This is a genomic window from Algoriphagus sp. AK58 (assembly GCF_014324365.1).
GTDB lineage: Bacteria > Bacteroidota > Bacteroidia > Cytophagales > Cyclobacteriaceae > Algoriphagus.
The window spans coordinates 1-19,645 of record NZ_QEIG01000002.1 but is presented as its reverse complement, the minus strand read 5'-3'; the positions used below and the strand labels follow the sequence as shown (position 1 = coordinate 19,645).

Sequence of the window (19,645 nt, the reverse complement as noted above, 5' to 3'; positions counted from 1 at the left end):
CCTTATTCCCGATTCCAAAAGTACGACAATTCCATTTTACCCATGAGCAAATCCAAAGACGGACAAGAAACTCCCCTGATGAAGCAGTACAACGCCATCAAGGCCAAACATCCGGGGGCCTTGTTACTTTTTAGGGTAGGTGATTTTTATGAGACATTTGGTGAAGATGCCATAGTGGCGAGCAGAGTATTGGATATTGTTTTGACCAAAAGAGCGAATGGGGCAGCCTCACATATAGAATTGGCCGGTTTTCCCCATCATTCCTTGGACAATTACCTCCCCAAGCTTGTCCGTGCCGGAAATCGTGTGGCTATATGCGATCAGCTCGAAGATCCCAAAATGGTCAAAGGGATCGTCAAAAGAGGAGTTACCGAACTGGTTACACCGGGTCTATCTTACAATGATCAGGTACTCGATACCCGGAAAAACAACTACCTCGCTTCAATTCATTTTGGAAAGGAAAAGCATGGAATCGCCTTTTTGGATGTTTCCACCGGTGAATTTATGTGTGCTGAGGGAAATGCTGCCTATGTTGAAAAGCTCTTGCAGAGTTTTGCTCCATCCGAACTCATTTTCTCCAAAGCAGCCAAAAAAACTGCTGCCGAACTGATCAAAAATGACTTTATCACCTTCCACTGCGAAGATTGGGTATATCAGTTTGACTTTACTTACGAAAAACTCAAAAATCACTTTGGCACAGCCAATCTGAAAGGTTTTGGTATCGAGGAGCTTGAGTCAGGAATTGTAGCTGCAGGAGCGATTTTGTATTACTTGGAGGAAACTGAGCATCGGGAGGTGCAGCATATTTCTTCTATTTCACGAATTGCCGAGGAGAAGTACGTTTGGCTGGACAAGTTTACCATCCGAAATCTCGAGCTGGTCTACCCTCAGCATGAGGGTGGAGTGCCCTTGATTCAAATCCTTGACCAAACCGTCACTCCGATGGGTTCGAGGATGATGAAGAAGTGGATGGTACTTCCGCTTAAGGAAAAGCAACCTATCGAGGAAAGGCTCAATGTGGTGGACTTTTTCTATCAAAACTCCACCTTGATCGAAGATATCCTAGGTCAGCTCCGTCACATTGGAGATTTGGAGCGTCTGATTTCCAAAGTAGTGGTCGGGAGGGCCAATCCCCGCGAAATGAATCAGATCAAGCGGGCGCTTAAGGCTACACTTCCCATTAAGGAACTGTTGAAAAATCAATCAAATCCTACCCTGAAGCGACTTTCAGATCAGATTCATCCCTGTGAGTTTTTGCTGGAAAAAATTGAACGGGAGCTTCAGGAAGATCCACCTATGCTGGTTCATCAGGGCGGAGTGATCAAAGACGGCGTCGATGCGGAATTGGACGAATACAGGGGTCTGGCGAATAAGGGCAAGGATTTTCTGGTCCAAATTCAGCAGCGGGAAGTTCAGAACACGGGTATTTCTTCCCTCAAGATTTCCTACAATAAAGTCTTCGGCTACTACCTTGAGGTGACCCATGCACACAAAGACAAAGTCCCTGCCGAGTGGATCCGAAAGCAGACCTTGGTCAATGCAGAACGTTACATTACGCCTGAACTGAAGGATTACGAGGAAAAAATTCTCAATGCCGAAGAGCGCATGATTGCTTTGGAGCAAAGATATTTTCAGGAACTGGTGCTAGAAGCAGCCCAGTACGTTACCCAAATCCAGCAAAATGCAAGGGTCTTAGGCACCTTGGATGCCTTGCTCTCTTTTGCAAAAGTAGCTCTAAGCAACGGGTACAACAGACCGAAAATCTCAGACACTGAGACGCTAGAGATCAAGGATGGTCGGCATCCGGTGATCGAAAAGCAACTTCCGGTAGGAGAACATTACGTGCCTAATGACATTTACCTCGATCATGACAGTCAGCAGATCATGATCATCACCGGTCCCAACATGGCTGGTAAGTCTGCCTTGCTGAGACAGACGGCCTTGATTGTGCTCATGGCACAGATGGGGAGCTTTGTACCGGCTTCTTTTGCCCGAGTCGGAATTATTGACAAGGTCTTCACCCGGGTGGGGGCTTCAGATAACTTATCCAAAGGAGAGTCTACTTTCATGGTCGAAATGACCGAGACAGCAAGTATCCTTAATAATCTCTCGGATCGAAGCTTGGTACTGATGGATGAGATCGGTCGTGGCACTTCAACCTACGACGGGATTTCCATTGCGTGGTCCATTGTGGAGTTTTTGCACAACCATCCCACGTTCAAAGCAAAGACGCTTTTTGCCACCCATTACCATGAATTGAATCAGTTGGCCAGTGACTTTCCGAGGATCAAAAACTTCAATGTGGCGGTCAAAGAGGTTGGAAACAAAGTCATTTTTATGAGGAAACTCAAAGAAGGAGGTAGCGAGCACAGTTTCGGAATTCATGTGGCTCAAATGGCCGGAATGCCCAACCCTGTGGTACTCAGGGCAGCTGAAATCATGAGTCATTTGGAAAAAGACAAGGCTTTGAAAGAAAAAAAGGAAACCTTCAAAACCGTTCCTAAAAATAATTTCCAGTTGAGTCTTTTTGAAATGGATCCCAAACTCACTGAAGCTAAGAAGCTTATCGATGAGATTGATATCAATACTATTTCCCCGATTGAAGCGCTCCTAAAATTGCATGAGATTAAAAAGAAAATGGAATAATGAAATCTATTTTCTTATTAACTTCAAATAACTAAAAACTAATACAAGCCACATTTTTATATGGATAAGGTATTACTGAAGGACCTTAAGAAGCAGGATAAGTTTACCAAGTTTTTTAGAGATTGGAAAGAGCAACAGTTTCAGGGAGAAATCGATGAGCAGAAACTGAAGGAAGAGCTCCTTCTATTGAGTAATACAATAGGAATGCAAGAGGGGCTCTTAATTGCCTGTTTTGATTATAGAAATCTGAACTTGGCTTTTTTTACAGGAAATGTCGAAGAACTGACGGGCTATCCAGAATCTATGTTCCGAAACAAAGGAATGGAAACATCCTTTGCCATGATTCATCCCGATGATCGACCGGAGCTATTCAATTTCCAAAAAATAGTATTTGAGGTATTTCATTCACTTTCTATCAGTGAGCGTCATACGTTTCAGTTTTCCTATACGACACGGTGGGTACATAGGAAAACCCAGGAGATAACTTGGGTTACTGCAAAAGTAAGACCCTATGTAATCGATGAGGCTGGAAATTTTATCATGGACCTGCACATTATCATTAAACTTTTTACTCCACCAAAGCTTAAAGGCTATGATTGGAATTATTCATTTACGAAAGATGATGGAACGAAAATTTTTGTAAGTAAAAACTCCCCAACAGATAAAGAGGTAAAGCTTACAGGAAAGGAAAGGGAAATTGTTGATTTAATTCTTCAGGGAAAAGAATCCAAAGAAATATCTGAGATTTTGAATATCTCATTGAATACGGTCGGAACTCACCGAAAGAATATTCTAAGGAAGCTTGGAGCCAAGAATGTCGGTGAAATGGTGAAAATTTTGGCTTCCTATGACTTCTGAAAATCAGGAAGAAAGAAAAAAATAAGTTGAAGCTCGAAAAAATTCTTGCCATTCGTCTTGCAAAAATATTTTACGGCCTTACCTTTGCATCCACAATTCGCTTCGACAACGGTCAAAGCAAGTTTTAATGCGAGAGTAGCTCAGTTGGTAGAGCACGACCTTGCCAAGGTCGGGGTCGCGAGTTCGAATCTCGTCTCTCGCTCAAAAAAGCCCTTGAAAAAGGGCTTTTTCATTTCAGGACATCGTAAATTAAAGTCTTGAAATCTCTACGGAACGGTAGAGCAAGCCGGGATGGTGGAATAGGTAGACACGCAAGACTTAAAATCTTGTGGCCATATCGGCCGTGCGGGTTCGATTCCCGCTCCTGGTACAGAAGCCCTTCAGAAATGAGGGGCTTTTTGTATTTTTAACCATGTTTGTTTATGCCATCAAGAGTAAAATTAAAAACTACATCTAGGTGGGGATTACTCAAGATGTAGAAGAAAGGCTACATAGGCATAATTCAGGCTATGAAAAAACGACTAAGCCCTATTCTCCATTCGAATTAATTTATTGTGTTGAAAAGCTAACTAGGGAAGAGGCAAGGGCTGAGGAAAAGAGACTAAAAACAACTTCTGGCAATAGGTTTTTAAGGAATTTACTGATATAAAATCTTGTGGCCATATCGTCTGTGCGGGCCTGCCTGCTGTAGGCAGGTTCGATTCCCGCTCCTGGCCTGCCTTTGGCAGGTAAATCCAAAACCCTTCAGAAATGAGGGGCTTTTTGTATTTTAGGTCCTCTTTGGGAAAAGATGTATCAACTCATGGTGAATTTTAATCTTGCAGTTTGATCGGCTTTTTCCACAAAAAAACCGGTCTAGTCGCCTAAACCGGTTGTTTCAATCAGGTTTGAAAATCTACTTTTCAATAATGCTTTTCAAATCCGCCGGAGAATAATTGACGGATTTCAGCGTCTTGTGATCTCCTTCTCGGAATACTAGGTATAAGTCGCCCTCTTTTTCATAAAAGCAGGGAGTTCCTTTGTCTTCGTAGTGTTTTACAGTGGCTTTGGCCTCCTCTTCGGTTTTGCAGGCCTTGCTCATATTGGAGCGCTGCACTTCATCAAATAAGGCTTTAAACTTCTCTCCTAAGCCAAATTCCAGAATTGCTCCTGATAATACATATTGCAGATCACATAGCGCATCGGCGATTTCTACGATGTCTTTGTTCTCGATTGCTTCTTCAAGTTCTTTCAATTCCTCAGATAAAAGCGATACCCTAAGGTTACAGCGAGTCTCAGAAGGGATGGTAGGTTCCGGAAGTACAGGGTGTTTGAAGGTTTGGTGAAAAAGGGCTACTGAAGTGAGGGACTTTGGATCTTGCATGGTATTGAATCTTGATTCAGGCTTGAAATAAAAGAAAAAGACCGGATTTTCCGGCCTTAAATTTCAATTGTTTAGATAGCTGCTTGATATCGCTCAGCGACAGCTTTCCAGTTGATGACATTCCAGAAAGCACTCACGTAATCCGGTCTGCGGTTTTGGTAATGTAAATAATAGGCATGCTCCCACACATCCAGGCCTAATACTGGAGTCCCCTTTACTTCCGCAACGTCCATTAAAGGATTATCCTGATTGGGCGTGGATGACACGATGAGTTTTTTTTCCGCAGTCACACTCAACCACGCCCAACCCGACCCAAATCGGGATTTGGCCGCATTTTCAAACTGGGTCACAAATGCTTCATAAGATCCAAAAGAAGTGGTGATCGCTTCCATCAATTTTCCTTCTGGCTTGCCTCCCGCATTAGGGGCCATGATGCTCCAGAATAGCTCGTGGTTGTAATGCCCTCCACCGTTGTTTCGCATTTTCATCGAATACTTAGATATCGATCCCAGCACATTTTCCAAAGGCTTGGAGGTGTCTACTCCCTCTTCTTTGGCGGCATCTTTCAAATTGCTGGCATAGGCGGCTGCATGTTTGGTGTAGTGAATTTCCATCGTGCGAGCATCGATATGTGGCTCGAGTGCCGTGTAGGCATAGGAAAGTGGATTTTGGGAAAATCCGGTGGAAAACGGAAAATTTTCTGGAATCTCCACCCCTTTTGCCAGCAAATCAGAAATTGATGAGCCAATCAATCCAACAGCCAGTCCAGCTTTCGCTGTGTTTGCTACAAATGCTCTCCGGCTTAGGTCTGTGTTTTTATTTTTCATAGTCTGTGGAGTTAGATGCTAGTTTAAAACCAACTCATGGAAGAGATGGTTGCGAAAACTAGAGATATTCTGACGAATTTGGAATGGACAGACGGACAATAAGTCTGATTTTCTGACAAGTTGGTTAAGTTTGTGTGCCTTTGGGGTTATGGATAAGTTTTTGTCTTTGCTCCGATATCTAAAATCAAATGGAACTTTCATTTTATAAATACCAAGGAACCGGAAATGACTTTGTGATGGTCGATGATCGTGATCAGCGATTTGACGAAAAGAATTTGTCCTTGGTACAAAACCTTTGCGACCGCAAATTCGGAATTGGAGCAGATGGTCTGATTCTGATCAGAAACCATTCGAATTATGATTTCGAAATGATCTATTTCAATGCGGACGGATCCCAAAGTATGTGCGGAAACGGCGCACGCTGCGCAGTCGCTTTTTCTGCATTTTTAGGGATTATCAAAGAAAAAACCCATTTCTTGGCAATTGACGGCCCTCATGAAGCACTGATAGTAGGTGATCAGGTGGAGTTGCTGATGGGAAATGTGGCAGGAATAACCCAAAGTATGGGCGATTACTTTGTGAATACCGGTTCGCCTCATCACATACGGTTTGTTGACCACGTGAGGGATTATCCTGTTTTTGATCAGGGTAAATCCATCCGGTATGATGCCTGCTACGCCCCTTCCGGAACGAATGTCAACTTCGTAGAGGGAATCAATGAAAATGAAGTGTTTGTGCGCACGTATGAACGAGGAGTAGAAAATGAAACGCTTTCATGCGGTACCGGAGTGACCGCGGCGGCGATTGTCTATGGAGCACAGAAAAACCAAAACTTGGTAAAAATCAATACGCTAGGAGGAAAATTGTCCGTTAAATTTCAAAATGATACCTCAGGCGGATTTCATGACATATGGCTGATAGGACCGGCTGAACAGGTTTTCAGCGGAAAAATCAATATTTAAACCATTAAACAAACAGGCATTCGCTGTAGAAGCCTAATTATCAATTCTAATAAAAAGGGCTTATTTTTAAGGCCCCAAAAAGGGAATCAACACAATACCATGCTAGATTTTATTGCAAAAGGATTGGCCAAAATCTTCGGCACCAAATCCGATCGAGATATCAAAGAACTCCTCCCTAAAGTCACGGAGATCAATCAGATTTTTTCAGGATTAAAGTCGCTCAGTGATGATCAGCTAAGGGAAAAAACCCAGGAACTGCGTTTTAAAATCAACGATCGACTCAAAACCATCGATGGAAAGATCGTGGACTTGAAAAATCAGATCGATACGCTTCCTTCCGAGGCAATTCATCAGAAAGACCAGCTTTTCAATGAAATAGACAAGCTCGAAAAAGAGCGGGATACGGAATTGGAAAAAGTGCTGGATGAGGTGATGACCAATGCTTTTGCGATTGTAAAAGAGACGGCCCGCAGATTCAAGGAAAATGGAAAATTGGAAGTGACCGCTACCATGCGTGACCGCGAGTTGGCAGCATCCAAGCCTAACGTGGAAATACAGGGCGAAAAAGCTATTTGGCATAATAAGTGGATTGCAGCAGGAAATGAGGTTGTATGGGATATGGTCCATTATGACGTGCAGCTCATTGGTGGTATGGTTCTTCACAAAGGAAAAATCGCTGAAATGGCGACGGGTGAAGGTAAAACGCTAGTTTCAACCCTGCCGGCTTTCCTCAATGCGCTTTCTGGAAGAGGAGTTCATCTGGTCACTGTCAACGATTACCTGGCCAAGCGTGACTCCGAGTGGAATGCTCCTCTCTTTGAATTTCATGGATTGACCGTCGATTGTATTGACAAATACCAGCCTAATTCATTTGGAAGAAAGAGGGCTTATGCCTGTGACATTGTGTATGGGACCAACAATGAATTTGGCTTTGATTACCTCCGTGACAATATGGCCCGCGAAGCGGGAGATTTGGTACAGGGCAAGCATCATTTTGCCATGGTCGATGAGGTTGACTCCGTATTGATTGACGATGCCCGTACTCCGTTGATTATTTCCGGTCCTGTTCCGAGAGGGGATGTCCATGAATTTGAACAAATGAAGCCCCGTGTATCCACTTTGGTGGAGGAGCAGCGGAAGTTGGTGCAGGGATTTTTGGCTACCGCCAAAAAACATATTGCTGACGGAAATGAAAAAGAGGGTGGTTTGGCACTTTTCAGAGCTTACCGAGGAATTCCTAAATATAAGCCTCTGATCAAATACCTTTCTGAACCTGGAATCCGCGTGATTCTTCAAAAAACAGAGAATTATTACCTGCAGGACAACAAGCGAAATATGCCAGAGGCCGACGAGCCGCTGTTGTTTACCATTGATGAAAAGAGCAATGTCGTAGATCTTACAGACCGTGGGATTGAGGCAATGACTGCCAAAAACGAAGATCCAACCTTTTTTATTCTCCCGGATATCGGAGTTGTGATCGCCGAATTGGAAAAAGACACCACCATTGATGACAAAGAAAAGCTTATCCGAAAAGAAGAAGTCATCAAGGACTACAGCGTAAAAGCCCAGCGTATCCATACCGTCAATCAATTGCTCAAGGCGTATTGCATGTTTGAGCGCGATACCGAATACATTATCGTGGACGGAAAAGTGAAAATCGTTGACGAGCAGACGGGTCGTGTCATGGAGGGTCGCCGTTATTCTGATGGTTTGCACCAGGCGATCGAAGCCAAGGAAAATGTAAAAGTCGAAGACGCAACCCAGACCTACGCTACAATTACGCTTCAGAATTATTTTCGAATGTATCACAAGCTTGCCGGGATGACCGGTACAGCTGAGACTGAAGCAGGCGAATTCTGGGAAATTTACAAACTGGACGTAGTCGTCATTCCTACCAACAAACCGATCATCCGTCAGGATAGAGAAGACAAAGTCTATAAAACAGTCCGAGAGAAATTTAATGCTGTAACAGACGAAATAAATGAGCTTGTAGCCCAAGGAAGACCTGTACTGGTGGGTACCACTTCGGTCGAAATCTCCGAAGTTCTTAGCCGAATGTTGACTTTGAAGAAGATACCTCATCAGGTATTGAATGCTAAGCAGCATGCGCGGGAAGCCGAAATTGTGGCTGAAGCCGGTAAGCCAGGAACAGTAACCATTGCGACCAACATGGCTGGCCGTGGTACAGATATCAAGCTTACCCCTGAGTCTCGAAAAGCCGGCGGTTTGGCGATCATTGGTACTGAGCGTCACGAATCCCGCCGTGTGGACCGTCAGCTTCGTGGTCGTTCCGGCCGCCAAGGAGATGTAGGGTCTTCCCAGTTTTTCGTTTCCCTGGAGGATAGCTTGATGCGCTTGTTCGGCTCTGACCGAATTGCCAAACTCATGGACAGAATGGGTCTAGAAGAAGGTGAAGTGATCCAACATAGCATGATCACCAAATCCATCGAGAGAGCTCAGCGCAAAGTGGAGGAAAATAACTTCGGCACCAGAAAGCGTCTTTTGGAATATGATGACGTGATGAACTCTCAACGGGAGGTAGTTTATAAGCGAAGAAGAAATGCCCTCAAGGGAGACCGTTTGGAGTTGGACATTCTCAACATTCTGTTTGATGTTTGTGAAAGTCTCATCGAAATGGGTAAATCTACAGGGGATGAAGAAAATCTCAGAATGAATATCTTCACCACCCTAGGTGTCGATTATCCTGTTTCTGAAAACGATCTAAAATCAAAGGATGCTGCAAAGCTCGTTCAAGAGCTTTATTCTGTGGCATTTGAGACCTACCAAAAGAAAAATGCATTGATTGCCCAGACGGCTCTTCCAGTTTTCAAAAGAGTATATGAAGAAAGAGGCGGAACCGTGAAAGACATTATGGTGCCTATCACTGACGGAATCAAGCAAATTGGCATTGTCTGCAACTTGGAGAAAACCATTCAGACTGAAGGCCATGAGTTGATCCGTGCAATTGAGAAGAATGTTTCCCTTGCCATCATTGACCAAAATTGGAAAGAGCATCTTCGTGACATGGACGATCTAAAGCAATCCGTACAAAATGCTGTTTATGAGCAGAAAGACCCGCTTTTGATCTACAAGTTTGAGGCGTTTGAAATGTTTAAGCGATTTATCGGTAAGCTCAATGAAGACATGATCTCTTTCCTCACCCGTGCCGATTTGCCTAAACAGGATCCTTCCCAAGTACAACAGGCACAGGCCCAGCGAGCACCCGAGCCCAAAGTTCAAGCCTCAAAAGCAGAGGTAGGAAGCACATTGAATCCTGGCGCAAATAGGGCTGCCGCCGCGGCTGCTACTGCAGGCAGACCAGCCCCTCAGCCTGTTGCACCGCGTAAGACAGAAAAAGTCTATGGAAGAAATGACAAAGTTTCTGTACAATACAAGGATGGAAGCACCAAGCTTGATGTCAAGTATAAAAGTGTTGAGCAAGATATCGCAGACGGAGTCTGTGTGGTTATTGAGAACTAGTTTATAAGATATCATGCAGGATTTACTGAATGCGCATTGGACGAGAATGATTCCTGCTGAATTCCTTCTGACTGTAAAAAATCGAATTATAACCGTATGAAAAGATTCTTGGTAATTGGAATTTCATTAGTGATTTGGGGGTGTAAGACTTCCGGTGGAGTTTCCGGAGGTGATGCTTCCTCATTTTCTAATTACCAAGAAGATTTGTCAGGCTCACTTCCTGAATATCCTGATTTTCGAAATGCCAACCAGGATTCTGAAGATGACGCAATTTCATCCTCTCAGGCGGTGGATGGTCAATTAAATGAATTGCAAAAAAGAATTTACGATAAAAATAAATCGGAGCCTTTTTTTAGTGGGTTTACCGTGTTGGTCTATTCTGGAATAGACCGAAATGAAGCATTCAAAACCCGTGATGATTTAGTTCTATACTTTCCGGAAATTACTCCTGAAATGCAGTACCAACAGCCCAGGTACTTGGTCAAAGTGGGTCAATACACCTATAAAATAGAGGCTCAGCGGGCCTTTTCAAGAATCAAAACCCAATTTCCAACCGCACGAATTGTCCAGGATCGATTCCAAAGAAAAGAATACGTGCCTCCAGTTACAACTGATCAAAATGCTCAAGGACAAAATTAAATCCCTGGCTAAGGAGTACAAAGAAGAAGTCATTGCCAACCGCAGACATCTTCACTCCAATCCCGAGCTTTCATTCAAGGAGTTCAAAACAGCTGCATTTGTGGAAGGGAAGCTTCGACAAATGGGAATCAACGAAATTGAATCCAAAGCTACTACGGGCTGGTCTGCATTGATTAAGGGAAAGAATCCGGAGAAAAAAGTCATTGCCCTTCGTGCAGATATGGATGCACTACCCATTGTGGAGGCCAATGATGTCCCCTACAAATCACAAAATCCCGGTGTCATGCATGCCTGCGGACACGATGCTCATACGGCATCGCTTTTGGGTGCTGCCAAAATCCTGAATGAAATCAAGGATCAGTTTGAAGGTTCCATTAAACTGATTTTTCAGCCGGGAGAGGAGTTGGTTCCAGGAGGAGCATCTTTGATGATCAAGGATAAAGTTTTGGAAAATCCACGTCCTGCCTCAATCATCGGTCAGCATGTAATGCCCATGATTCCTTCCGGAAAAGTGGGTTTTCGTCCTGGTCTTTACATGGCAAGCACTGATGAAATCTACATAACCGTGAAAGGAAAAGGCGGTCATGGTGCAATGCCAGAGACTTTCATTGATCCCGTATTGATCTCTTCCCACATGATTGTCGCTCTTCAGCAGATCGTCAGTCGAGTAGCCAATCCCAAAATCCCCTCTGTTCTTTCCTTTGGGCGTGTGGAGGCACTTGGCGCCACGAATGTGATTCCAAACGAGGTGAAAATTCAAGGAACATTCCGTACGCTTGACGAAGCTTGGAGATCCAAAGCGCATGAAAAAATGCTTCAAATCGCTCATGGGATTGTGGAAGGAATGGGGGGTCAACTGGAATTTGAGATCCGAAAAGGGTATCCCTTCCTGAAAAATGAGCCTGAATTGACCGCCAGGTCCATGGAGGCAGCAAGAGCATATCTTGGCGAGGAAAATGTACTTGATCTGGATATTTGGATGGCGGCTGAGGATTTTGCCTTCTACTCACAGGAGATTGATGGATGCTTTTACCGATTGGGTACCCGAAATGAAGCCCGAGGAATTGTATCGGGAGTCCATACCCCCACATTTGATATTGAAGAAGATGCATTGGAAATCGGAGCAGGCTTGATGGCTTGGCTGGCTGTATCCGAACTTTCCAAAGGATAAATTCCCTTAACTCTAAAAATCAGCGAAGATCTATCTTCGCTTTTTTATGCAAAAAATGAAAAGGATACAAACTCTCACTCTCACGCTTCTCCTCAGTCTAATGGCCTCTCAGGTATTTGCTTGGGGTCAATTGGGTCACTACCTAATCGGGTATATGGCTGAGCGCCAAATGAAAAAATCCACCAAGAAGAAAGTGGAAAGAATCCTCTACCCAGTGTCTTTGAGCAAAAGCGGAACTTGGATGGATGATATCAGATCCGACAGAAACTATGATTATGCCACGACTTGGCACTACTTAAACAGCAAAAACGGAGAATACGATCCAAGTACTCAAGAGAAAACCGGAGATGCCTATGAGGCCATCCAGCGAATCAAAGCAGAACTCAAAGCTGGAGGATTGGATCCCAAAACGGAGGCCGAAAAGCTAAAAATGTTGATTCACATGGTAGAGGATATCCACCAGCCACTTCATGTGGGCACAGGTGATGACCGCGGCGGAAATGATGTGAAAATTGAGTTTTTCAATCAACCTACTAATCTGCATGCACTCTGGGACAGTGGAATGATTGACCGACAGGGAATGAGTTACACCGAAATCGGTGATGAATTATACCGGAGATTGACTCCCGAAATGCAAGCAAAATATCGCTCGGCTTCTATGCTGGATTGGCTCAAAGAAGCTGTCAGCTATCGTCCTATGGTGTATAATCTGCCTGAAAACAAGAAAATCAGTTATCAGTACATGTACGAAAACTATCATATTGCTGAAGAGCGTCTGATTGCTGCAAGTGTTCGGCTAGCCCAGATTTTGGAAGAGATTTATCCATAAAAGTCAAATCTTTTGAAAAACGGCTTTTGTCTCTTAGGATGACGAGAGCCGTTTTTTTATTTTCATTCAAACGTTACGCCTATGCCCATCAAGCTTGCCATTGCCGAAGACAATAGCTTTTTGCTTAAAGCTATTATGGAAAAAATTTCTCTTTTCTCAGATTTGGAAGTGAAGTTTTGTGCAACTAATGGACAGGAGCTTTTGGATAGGTTGGAACAGGACTCCAATGTGCACCTTATCCTTATGGACATCGAGATGCCCAAGATGAATGGGATAGAGGCGGTAGAAAAGGTCGCTCAAAAATATCCGCAGATCAAAATGATCATGCTGACCGTCTTTGACCACGACGAGCATATTTTCAAAGCGATTCAAGCCGGGGCGCACGGCTATTTTTTGAAAGAGGTGGATCCTCCTACTCTACACCAAGGTATTTTGGACACGTTGGAAGGTGGTGCCGCGATGACTCCTTCCATTGCAATGAAAGCACTCAAGCTGCTTCGTAATCCTCCGAAATTTGAAGAAACCAAGGAAGAAATTAACCTAACCGCAAGGGAAATTGAGATTCTCGAACAAACAGCCAAAGGACTCAACTACCATCAGATCGGTGAAAATCTTTTCATTTCTCCAAAAACTGTCCGTAAACACATCGAAAATATCTATGCAAAGCTCCAGGTGCATAACAAGATGGAAGCGGTGCAGAAGGCGGTTAAAAACCGGATTATTGAGGGATAAACAAGGGGAGCAAGTGAATAATTATTTCAAAAGACCTGAAATCTTAATATTTGTCGGTTTTAGAAACATCACCTTTTGAGTAGTCTCCACGTAGTAATGATCCAGTTTACCGCTGCTTTGACTGATGTAAAATTCACCAGTGGTGGTGGATGTAAAAAAGATGTTTTCTTCTTTCATTTTGAAAAATACAGAAGCCGGGTAATTCTGAACATACCGTATAGTGATTTCCTTCACTTTTCCCTTGGAATCAGGTAAAAGCCTATGAATAAGGTAATCTGACTTGGTCTCGGTGGAATAGGAAGAAGCAAGAGAGGGAATATTGATGTCTGCCTGATAGAAATATTCAAACTCCTCTTTCCAGTCCTGCAAAGAATATACTACTTCCTCGGTGTGCTCCTTTCCATTGATACGGGAAGTTTTGATTACCGTCGCACTGTCTAGTTTGCCTAGTTCCAGGTTCAAAAGGCCCTTGATATCGTAATAGGGCAACTTTTCCATTTTTACCTCTTCATTCGAAGGAACACAGGAAAAGGCTGTCCAAAAGAACAGCCCCAGGAATGCAAGTTTTGTAATCTTCATGAATTTAACAGGATTTCTCCGGTCATTTCAGCAGGGATATCCACACCCATAAGGTTCAGGATGGTAGGTGCCAAATCTCCCAATTTTCCGTCTTTGACCGGAATTTGTTCTTTGTCATCAACCAAAATAAAAGGTACCAAATTGGTGGTATGAGCAGTATTAGGGGTGCCGTCTTCATTGATCATCATGTCAGAGTTGCCATGATCAGCAATGACGATCACTGTATACCCGTTTGCCAAGGCAGTGGTAGTTACGCTTTGGGCACAGGTATCCACTGCTTCGCAGGCTTTCACAGCTGCATCGAAATCACCGGTATGTCCCACCATGTCCGCATTGGCAAAGTTGAGACAGATAAAGTCTGCACTTTTTTTCTTCAACTCAGGATTGATTTTGGCGGCAATTTCAAAAGCACTCATTTCAGGCTTGAGATCGTAGGTCGCCACCTTGGGGGAAGGACAGAGGATTCTGCTTTCCCCTTCAAATTCTTTTTCCCTTCCACCGGAGAAAAAGAAAGTCACATGAGGATACTTTTCCGTCTCGGCGATGCGGATTTGCTTTTTTCCGGCTTTTTCCAAAACCTCCCCAAGGGTATTGTTCAGGTTGTCTTTGTCAAAAAGGACCTGAACTCCTTTAAAAGTATCGTCATAGTTGGTGAAAGTGATGTAATCGAGATTCAACTTCTTCATGTTGTAATCCTCAAAATCACGCTGAGTCAAGACTTGTGTGATTTCACGTCCGCGATCCGTTCGGAAATTGAAGCAGACTACCAGGTCTCCTTCTTCTATGGTTGCTATTGGCTTATTGTTAGCTCCTGCCTGAATTATCGGACGGATAAATTCGTCAGTAACGTTATTATCGTATGACTTTTTGATGGAAGCGAGGATGTCTTTGGACTTTTCTCCTTCCCCATGAACCATTGCGTCATAAGCAAGCTTGACGCGCTCCCAGCGGTTGTCACGGTCCATTGCATAGTATCTGCCGATTACTGTAGCAATTTTCCCGGCTGATGTTTTCAAATACTCTTGAAGATCTGCCAGGTATTTGATTCCACCTTTAGGGTCGGTATCCCGACCATCAGTAAAAGCATGAATAAAGACTTGCTCCATTCCATGGTGCTTGGCAGCATCGCAAAGCCCTTTGAGATGATCAATATGTGCATGGACACCTCCATCAGACACCAATCCTATGAAGTGGGCTTTTTTCTTGGCAGCTTTGGTTTTTTCAAAAGCGGCGGCTAATACCGGATTGGTATTGAGCTCCCCATGTTTTACGGCTTGATTGATTTTCACCAAATCCTGATAAACTACCCTACCGGCCCCAATATTCATGTGGCCCACTTCCGAGTTTCCCATTTGACCTTCAGGAAGGCCTACGGCAAGGCCCGAAGCTTCCAATTTGGCATTGGGATATTTGGTGTATAAGCTATCTACAAAAGGTGTTTTGGCTTTGTCAATCGCAGAAACTGCTGGGTTGGTAGCAATTCCCCAACCGTCCAAAATCATCAGTAAAACTTTCTTGTCCATGGGGCAAATATATTACTTTTCGATCCAAACTTCTTTCCAAAAAGATTTGGGACAAATCTTGTCTTAGAATTCCTCCTGATTTAGAAAACAACCTATTGATACACTTTTTGGCTTGGATTTTGCCAACGTGGGGTTGATGCTAATCCAAAATCTTCTTCTTTTCCTCTTCCTTTGGATTTCGCCTACAGGTGGTGAAAGACCTATGGCACAGATTGACCCTGTCATCTCTGCTATTCAAGGAGGGTCTAGCAGTGAATTAGCCCGATATTTCAATCCAAGTATCTCTTTGAATATCAATGGGCAACAGGGTGACTACTCCAAAAATCAAGCAGAGATTGTTTTAAGAGACTTTTTCAAAAAAAATCCACCCCAAGGTTTTGCTTTAGTGTTTAAGAATGAAAATAACACAAGCGTGAGCACTTACATTGGAGAATATGCTTCGGCCCAGTCCCTCTATAAGGTATTTATAAAAGTCTCCCAGGCCGACAACCAGTTCAGGATTTATAGCCTTGATTTTGTGAAAAGCTGATTTCAAAAAAAGATTTCGGTCTCTAGCCCGTCGAAATGGCTATTTTTGCAGGATGAGACCAAGCTACTTGACCCCCGAAGCCTTACAGCACTTTATTCAATCCGCATTGGAGGAGGACATTGGTCCGGGTGATTACTCTTCACTTTCATCCATCCCTGAGGGAAAAACAGGTAGAGCAAGACTGCTCATCAAAGAAGACGGAATCCTGGCAGGAGTAGAAATGGCCCAACGGATTTTTGCGGCTGTAGATCCCCAAATCAAGGTAAACTTGCTAAAAAAGGACGGTGACGCGGTCAGTGCTGGAGACATAGGACTGACGGTCGAAGGTTCAGCATCATCAATTTTGTCTGCTGAGCGCCTGGTTCTGAACTGCATGCAACGCATGAGTGCCATTGCCACCAAGACTCATCGATTGAGCCAACTCATTTCCCATACCAAAGCAAAATTGATGGATACCCGCAAGACAACGCCCAATTTTCGATTGATGGAAAAATGGGCCGTACACATCGGAGGCGGGGTAAATCATCGCTTTGCACTCTATGATATGGTCATGCTTAAAGACAATCATGTGGATTTTGCAGGAGGAATACGGGAGGCGATCACGCGAACAAAAAAGTACCTCGCGGAGAATAGTCTGAATCTCAAAATCGAAATCGAAACCCGAAACCTCGACGAAGTACAGCAAGTACTCGACGTCGGTGGAGTGGATTATATTATGCTCGATAATATGGATTATGCCACCATGAGGGAAGCTGTAAAGTTGATCGATGGTCGGTACAGCACCGAGGCTTCTGGGGGAATTACCGAACAAACGCTCCCCAAAGTGGCAGAATGTGGGGTAGATTACATTTCTATGGGAGCTTTGACTCACTCAGTAAACAGCTTGGATATCAGTCTGAAAGCATTTTAAAAACTAATTTTAAGGTCAATTTTTCATTTTTTGGCCTCTTTTATGCGTAAGAACATCCTTGAAAACAAATTATTGAGAGATATGCAAACTAGAAATGTGATTTTGGCGCTTGTGATGATGATGGCTTTTTCAGCATGTAAATCAACTTTTCCGGACACTAAATGGACCAACAAGCAATGGACTGTGGTGGAAATGCTAGGCGTGCCGGTTCAAACTTCAAATACACCCCAAGACGCTCATTTGATTTTCAATTCCGGTGAAAAAATGGTCAACGGAAACGGTAGCTGTAATCGGATTTTCGGTCCCTATGAGATTGGAAAAAGAAACTCACTGAAATTTGGAAACTTGGCTTCTACCATGATGGCTTGCCAAAATCAGGCCTTTGAAAACAAATACCTTGAAACCCTTCGTTCCGTGGAGAGCTACCAAATTTCCGGTGGGGAACTTTGGCTGAAAGACAGTAAAAAGCGAGTGATTTTGAAACTTAGGTAATTGAAGAAAAGCTGAGCTAGATCTCAGCTTTTTTTTGTTTCATGATCTTCGATCGCCCAAGCGAGTGTCCTCACGCGCGTCCTTTAAGGTCAGCCCATTTTTCAAAAAATCCACATTCCGTTTGATTCCGGAAAACTTGGTCCGCTTCACCGCAGATTTGGCAAAAACCCGCTTAAAGGTTTCCTCAGTCATTTCGATCCATTCCCGATTGGTGAATTGGGAAAGTTCAGGATTAGGTTGAAAAGCTGGTTCCTGATGCGTTCGTGAAAAGCGATTCCAAGGACACACATCCTGGCAAATATCGCAGCCAAAGACCCAGTTTTCCATCTTAGCTGCAAACTCGTTCGGAATGGCTTCTTTGAGTTCGATTGTCAAATAGGAGATGCACTTTGAGGCGTCGATCACCTCTGGCTGCACAATCGCATCGGTGGGGCAGGCATCCATGCAGGCGGTACAAGTGCCGCAGTAGTCTTTCGCCAAGGGCATGTCCGGAGTCGCTTCCAGATCGATGATCAACTCCGCCAAAAAGAAAAAACTGCCCATTTGCCGATTGAGTAGCAAGCTGTTTTTTCCTATCCAACCCAGTCCTGCCCGCTGCGCCCATTGCCGCTCCATGACGGGTGCCGAATCCACAAACGAGCGGCCGTTGATTTCCCCGATTTCTTCCCGAAGGACTTCCAAAAATTCAGTCAATTTGGCCCGAATCACATCATGGTAATCAGCTCCGTAGGCGTATTTGGCCAGTTTGATGTCACTGGGTTGATGGGGAAGCTGCTTTTCCGGGTAGTAATTGTAGATCAGGGAAACCACCGTTTTGGCACCTTCGACGAGTTTGGTGGGGTCCAGTCGTTTGTCAAAATGATTGGCTAGGTAGGCCATTTTTCCTTGATAGTTCCGATTGAGCCACTCTTCCAATCGGGGTGCTTCCGACTCCAAAAACTCCGCCTTGGCAATCCCGCAATAGTCAAACCCCAATCGCTTGGCAGTGGATTTGAGAATTTGAGCATGTTTTTCGGCGGGGGTCATAGGGACTCGAAAATAGCTCGATTCTGGCTTTTCCCTTTGAAAAAAGGTAAATTTCTAAAGCTGAAGCCAACTTATTATGAAGAAAAAAATCACAATCACTTTAAAAACAGAAATCGCTGATCAGGCCAAAGCCTTAGCTAAAAGTCAGGGAATTTCTCTTTCTGAGTTGATTTCAAGAAAATTGGAATCTTTGGATGAAGATTTGTCACCTAGTCAACTTGCTGCAAAACGACTTTTGGAGCATTTGAAAAATCAGCCCCCTTTTCCTCCCCAAGAAAAATCTGACAAGGAAATGCGCCATGAGTACTTAGCGAAAAAATATGGATTGGAGGAGGAAAAGAGTTAAAATTTAGAGCCTTTTCACGCTGATTTCAAATACTTCATCACCTCGGAGCATTCTTCGAAAGGGGTGATGACAAATTGATTTTCATTAACTGAAATTTTGATTTTTTCATTTCCTAAGAAAAGAGGCTTTTCAACCGATACTAAGGAGATATCCTTCAAAGGTATTTTATCAAAAGGTTGATTTTCAGAGCTATTAAACCTATTTGGTTTGAAAATCAGGTAGTCATCTGTGACAAAAATTTTACCGCTTTTCTTGCTGAAATGCTCGCCAATTTCAACAAAACTCTCAAATCTTGACTCGGGAATGATAGTAGCTTGGAAACCTCTCTCAATTTCCTCCAAAAGTGAAAAAGTAATTTTTTTTGTAATTAGATAGTAGACGTAGGAGCCAACAAATCCTCCAGCGATTGAACCAAATAAGGAAGCGATCAATGAATAATCATTTGAAAAAAATCTTGAAGTAAAGAAAATGATAGAATAAAAAAAACCCATTACATAGGAGGCCTTTGTTAGCTTTTTAGAAAACCGACACTATCCCGAAAAGTGTGTAAATAGATTTTGGGGTTAGTTAGAGTTTTAGACGGTTTTCAAACATAATCATAAATTGGTTTAGGATCATGCCCCAGTCTCGGATGGGCATGGTCCATTTTTTTGTAGCCTCCATCACGGCCAAGAAGACCGATTTGAGCACAGCTTCATCGGTAGGGTAAGAAAGCTTGTTTTTGGTGTATTTT

19 protein-coding genes and 2 tRNA genes are annotated in these 19,645 nt (G+C 43.5%); 15 read left to right on the top strand and 6 right to left on the bottom strand.

Annotated features, from left to right (window positions below):
• Positions 1-42: 42 nt before the first annotated feature.
• From mutS to DDT91_RS01145, 5 genes are all read left to right on the top strand, one after another.
• Positions 43-2,646 carry a DNA mismatch repair protein MutS gene (gene mutS, locus DDT91_RS01165; protein WP_187174290.1) on the top strand — a complete coding sequence of 868 codons (2,604 nt, stop codon included), beginning with the start codon at positions 43-45 and terminating at the stop codon, positions 2,644-2,646.
• Positions 2,647-2,706: 60 nt separating this feature from the next.
• Positions 2,707-3,504 (top strand): LuxR C-terminal-related transcriptional regulator, encoded by a 798-nt coding sequence (locus DDT91_RS01160; protein ID WP_187174289.1) that lies wholly within the window; start codon positions 2,707-2,709, stop codon positions 3,502-3,504.
• Positions 3,505-3,633: 129 nt separating this feature from the next.
• A tRNA-Gly gene (locus tag DDT91_RS01155) sits at positions 3,634-3,706 on the top strand.
• 83 nt (positions 3,707-3,789) lie between these two features.
• A tRNA-Leu gene (locus DDT91_RS01150) sits at positions 3,790-3,874 on the top strand.
• An 87-nt stretch (positions 3,875-3,961) separates the two neighbouring features.
• Positions 3,962-4,153: a GIY-YIG nuclease family protein gene (locus tag DDT91_RS01145; RefSeq protein ID WP_370539279.1), complete on the top strand. Its 192-nt coding sequence runs from the start codon at positions 3,962-3,964 to the stop codon at positions 4,151-4,153.
• 246 nt (positions 4,154-4,399) lie between these two features.
• Here the strand turns inward: DDT91_RS01145 and DDT91_RS01140 are convergent, their stop codons facing one another.
• Complete coding sequence (locus DDT91_RS01140) at positions 4,400-4,867, bottom strand: nucleoside triphosphate pyrophosphohydrolase family protein (RefSeq protein WP_187174288.1); 468 nt, start codon at positions 4,865-4,867, stop codon at positions 4,400-4,402.
• 71 nt (positions 4,868-4,938) lie between these two features.
• On the bottom strand, positions 4,939-5,694 hold the full coding sequence (locus DDT91_RS01135) for a superoxide dismutase (protein ID WP_187174287.1): 756 nt from the start codon (positions 5,692-5,694) through the stop codon (positions 4,939-4,941).
• Positions 5,695-5,882: 188 nt separating this feature from the next.
• Here DDT91_RS01135 and dapF point away from each other — a divergent pair, with 188 nt between their 5' ends.
• From dapF to DDT91_RS01105, 6 genes are all read left to right on the top strand, one after another.
• Positions 5,883-6,656, top strand: coding sequence for a diaminopimelate epimerase (dapF, locus tag DDT91_RS01130; RefSeq protein ID WP_187174286.1), 774 nt, complete (start codon positions 5,883-5,885; stop codon positions 6,654-6,656).
• A gap of 99 nt (positions 6,657-6,755) precedes the next feature.
• The gene (gene secA, locus DDT91_RS01125) at positions 6,756-10,136 is read left to right on the top strand and encodes a preprotein translocase subunit SecA (protein ID WP_187174285.1); all 3,381 of its coding nucleotides are present in this window, start codon (positions 6,756-6,758) and stop codon (positions 10,134-10,136) included.
• 96 nt (positions 10,137-10,232) lie between these two features.
• Positions 10,233-10,775, top strand: a complete 543-nt coding sequence (locus DDT91_RS01120) for a hypothetical protein (RefSeq protein ID WP_187174284.1) — start codon at positions 10,233-10,235, stop codon at positions 10,773-10,775.
• Positions 10,756-11,946: a M20 family metallopeptidase gene (locus tag DDT91_RS01115; RefSeq protein WP_187174283.1), complete on the top strand. Its 1,191-nt coding sequence runs from the start codon at positions 10,756-10,758 to the stop codon at positions 11,944-11,946. Before DDT91_RS01120 ends, DDT91_RS01115 begins: the two co-directional genes overlap by 20 nt.
• Positions 11,947-12,001: 55 nt before the next feature.
• The gene (locus DDT91_RS01110) at positions 12,002-12,775 is read left to right on the top strand and encodes a S1/P1 nuclease (protein WP_187174282.1); all 774 of its coding nucleotides are present in this window, start codon (positions 12,002-12,004) and stop codon (positions 12,773-12,775) included.
• Positions 12,776-12,856: 81 nt separating this feature from the next.
• Positions 12,857-13,507, top strand: coding sequence for a response regulator transcription factor (locus tag DDT91_RS01105; protein ID WP_187174281.1), 651 nt, complete (start codon positions 12,857-12,859; stop codon positions 13,505-13,507).
• Between the two features lie 21 nt (positions 13,508-13,528).
• Here DDT91_RS01105 and DDT91_RS01100 read toward each other — a convergent pair whose 3' ends face one another.
• Complete coding sequence (locus DDT91_RS01100; RefSeq protein WP_187174280.1) at positions 13,529-14,086, bottom strand: hypothetical protein; 558 nt, start codon at positions 14,084-14,086, stop codon at positions 13,529-13,531.
• A complete protein-coding gene (gene gpmI, locus DDT91_RS01095) occupies positions 14,083-15,609 on the bottom strand; it encodes a 2,3-bisphosphoglycerate-independent phosphoglycerate mutase (RefSeq protein ID WP_187174279.1) in 1,527 nt (508 codons plus the stop codon). Before gpmI ends, DDT91_RS01100 begins: the two co-directional genes overlap by 4 nt.
• A gap of 136 nt (positions 15,610-15,745) precedes the next feature.
• On the opposite strand from gpmI, the gene DDT91_RS01090 reads away from it, so the two are divergent.
• The 3 genes from DDT91_RS01090 (at position 15,746) to DDT91_RS01080 (ending at position 17,540) form a co-directional block, all read left to right on the top strand.
• Complete coding sequence (locus DDT91_RS01090; RefSeq protein WP_187174278.1) at positions 15,746-16,138, top strand: DUF4783 domain-containing protein; 393 nt, start codon at positions 15,746-15,748, stop codon at positions 16,136-16,138.
• A gap of 52 nt (positions 16,139-16,190) precedes the next feature.
• On the top strand, positions 16,191-17,048 hold the full coding sequence (gene nadC, locus DDT91_RS01085; RefSeq protein WP_187174277.1) for a carboxylating nicotinate-nucleotide diphosphorylase: 858 nt from the start codon (positions 16,191-16,193) through the stop codon (positions 17,046-17,048).
• A gap of 81 nt (positions 17,049-17,129) precedes the next feature.
• The gene (locus DDT91_RS01080; protein ID WP_187174276.1) at positions 17,130-17,540 is read left to right on the top strand and encodes an META domain-containing protein; all 411 of its coding nucleotides are present in this window, start codon (positions 17,130-17,132) and stop codon (positions 17,538-17,540) included.
• A gap of 39 nt (positions 17,541-17,579) precedes the next feature.
• Here DDT91_RS01080 and queG read toward each other — a convergent pair whose 3' ends face one another.
• On the bottom strand, positions 17,580-18,566 hold the full coding sequence (gene queG, locus DDT91_RS01075) for a tRNA epoxyqueuosine(34) reductase QueG (protein ID WP_187174275.1): 987 nt from the start codon (positions 18,564-18,566) through the stop codon (positions 17,580-17,582).
• A gap of 76 nt (positions 18,567-18,642) precedes the next feature.
• Between queG and DDT91_RS01070 the strand changes: the two genes are divergently transcribed.
• Complete coding sequence (locus DDT91_RS01070; RefSeq protein WP_187174274.1) at positions 18,643-18,912, top strand: DUF6364 family protein; 270 nt, start codon at positions 18,643-18,645, stop codon at positions 18,910-18,912.
• 14 nt (positions 18,913-18,926) lie between these two features.
• On the opposite strand, the gene DDT91_RS20770 is transcribed toward DDT91_RS01070, so the two are convergent.
• Complete coding sequence (locus DDT91_RS20770) at positions 18,927-19,403, bottom strand: GRAM domain-containing protein (RefSeq protein ID WP_370539278.1); 477 nt, start codon at positions 19,401-19,403, stop codon at positions 18,927-18,929.
• Between the last annotated feature and the right edge of the window lie 242 nt (positions 19,404-19,645).

Coding starts and splice junctions, on each gene's coding strand:
- queG (WP_187174275.1), bottom strand. CDS start 18,566: ATGACCCCCGCCGAAAAACATGCTCAAATTCTCAAATCCACTGCCAAG.
- mutS (WP_187174290.1), top strand. CDS start 43: ATGAGCAAATCCAAAGACGGACAAGAAACTCCCCTGATGAAGCAGTAC.
- gpmI (WP_187174279.1), bottom strand. CDS start 15,609: ATGGACAAGAAAGTTTTACTGATGATTTTGGACGGTTGGGGAATTGCT.
- DDT91_RS01080 (WP_187174276.1), top strand. CDS start 17,130: ATGCAAACTAGAAATGTGATTTTGGCGCTTGTGATGATGATGGCTTTT.
- secA (WP_187174285.1), top strand. CDS start 6,756: ATGCTAGATTTTATTGCAAAAGGATTGGCCAAAATCTTCGGCACCAAA.
- nadC (WP_187174277.1), top strand. CDS start 16,191: ATGAGACCAAGCTACTTGACCCCCGAAGCCTTACAGCACTTTATTCAA.
- DDT91_RS20770 (WP_370539278.1), bottom strand. CDS start 19,403: ATGGGTTTTTTTTATTCTATCATTTTCTTTACTTCAAGATTTTTTTCA.
- dapF (WP_187174286.1), top strand. CDS start 5,883: ATGGAACTTTCATTTTATAAATACCAAGGAACCGGAAATGACTTTGTG.
- DDT91_RS01090 (WP_187174278.1), top strand. CDS start 15,746: ATGCTAATCCAAAATCTTCTTCTTTTCCTCTTCCTTTGGATTTCGCCT.
- DDT91_RS01100 (WP_187174280.1), bottom strand. CDS start 14,086: ATGAAGATTACAAAACTTGCATTCCTGGGGCTGTTCTTTTGGACAGCC.
- DDT91_RS01105 (WP_187174281.1), top strand. CDS start 12,857: ATGCCCATCAAGCTTGCCATTGCCGAAGACAATAGCTTTTTGCTTAAA.
- DDT91_RS01160 (WP_187174289.1), top strand. CDS start 2,707: ATGGATAAGGTATTACTGAAGGACCTTAAGAAGCAGGATAAGTTTACC.
- DDT91_RS01110 (WP_187174282.1), top strand. CDS start 12,002: ATGAAAAGGATACAAACTCTCACTCTCACGCTTCTCCTCAGTCTAATG.
- DDT91_RS01135 (WP_187174287.1), bottom strand. CDS start 5,694: ATGAAAAATAAAAACACAGACCTAAGCCGGAGAGCATTTGTAGCAAAC.
- DDT91_RS01115 (WP_187174283.1), top strand. CDS start 10,756: ATGCTCAAGGACAAAATTAAATCCCTGGCTAAGGAGTACAAAGAAGAA.
- DDT91_RS01140 (WP_187174288.1), bottom strand. CDS start 4,867: ATGCAAGATCCAAAGTCCCTCACTTCAGTAGCCCTTTTTCACCAAACC.
- DDT91_RS01070 (WP_187174274.1), top strand. CDS start 18,643: ATGAAGAAAAAAATCACAATCACTTTAAAAACAGAAATCGCTGATCAG.
- DDT91_RS01120 (WP_187174284.1), top strand. CDS start 10,233: ATGAAAAGATTCTTGGTAATTGGAATTTCATTAGTGATTTGGGGGTGT.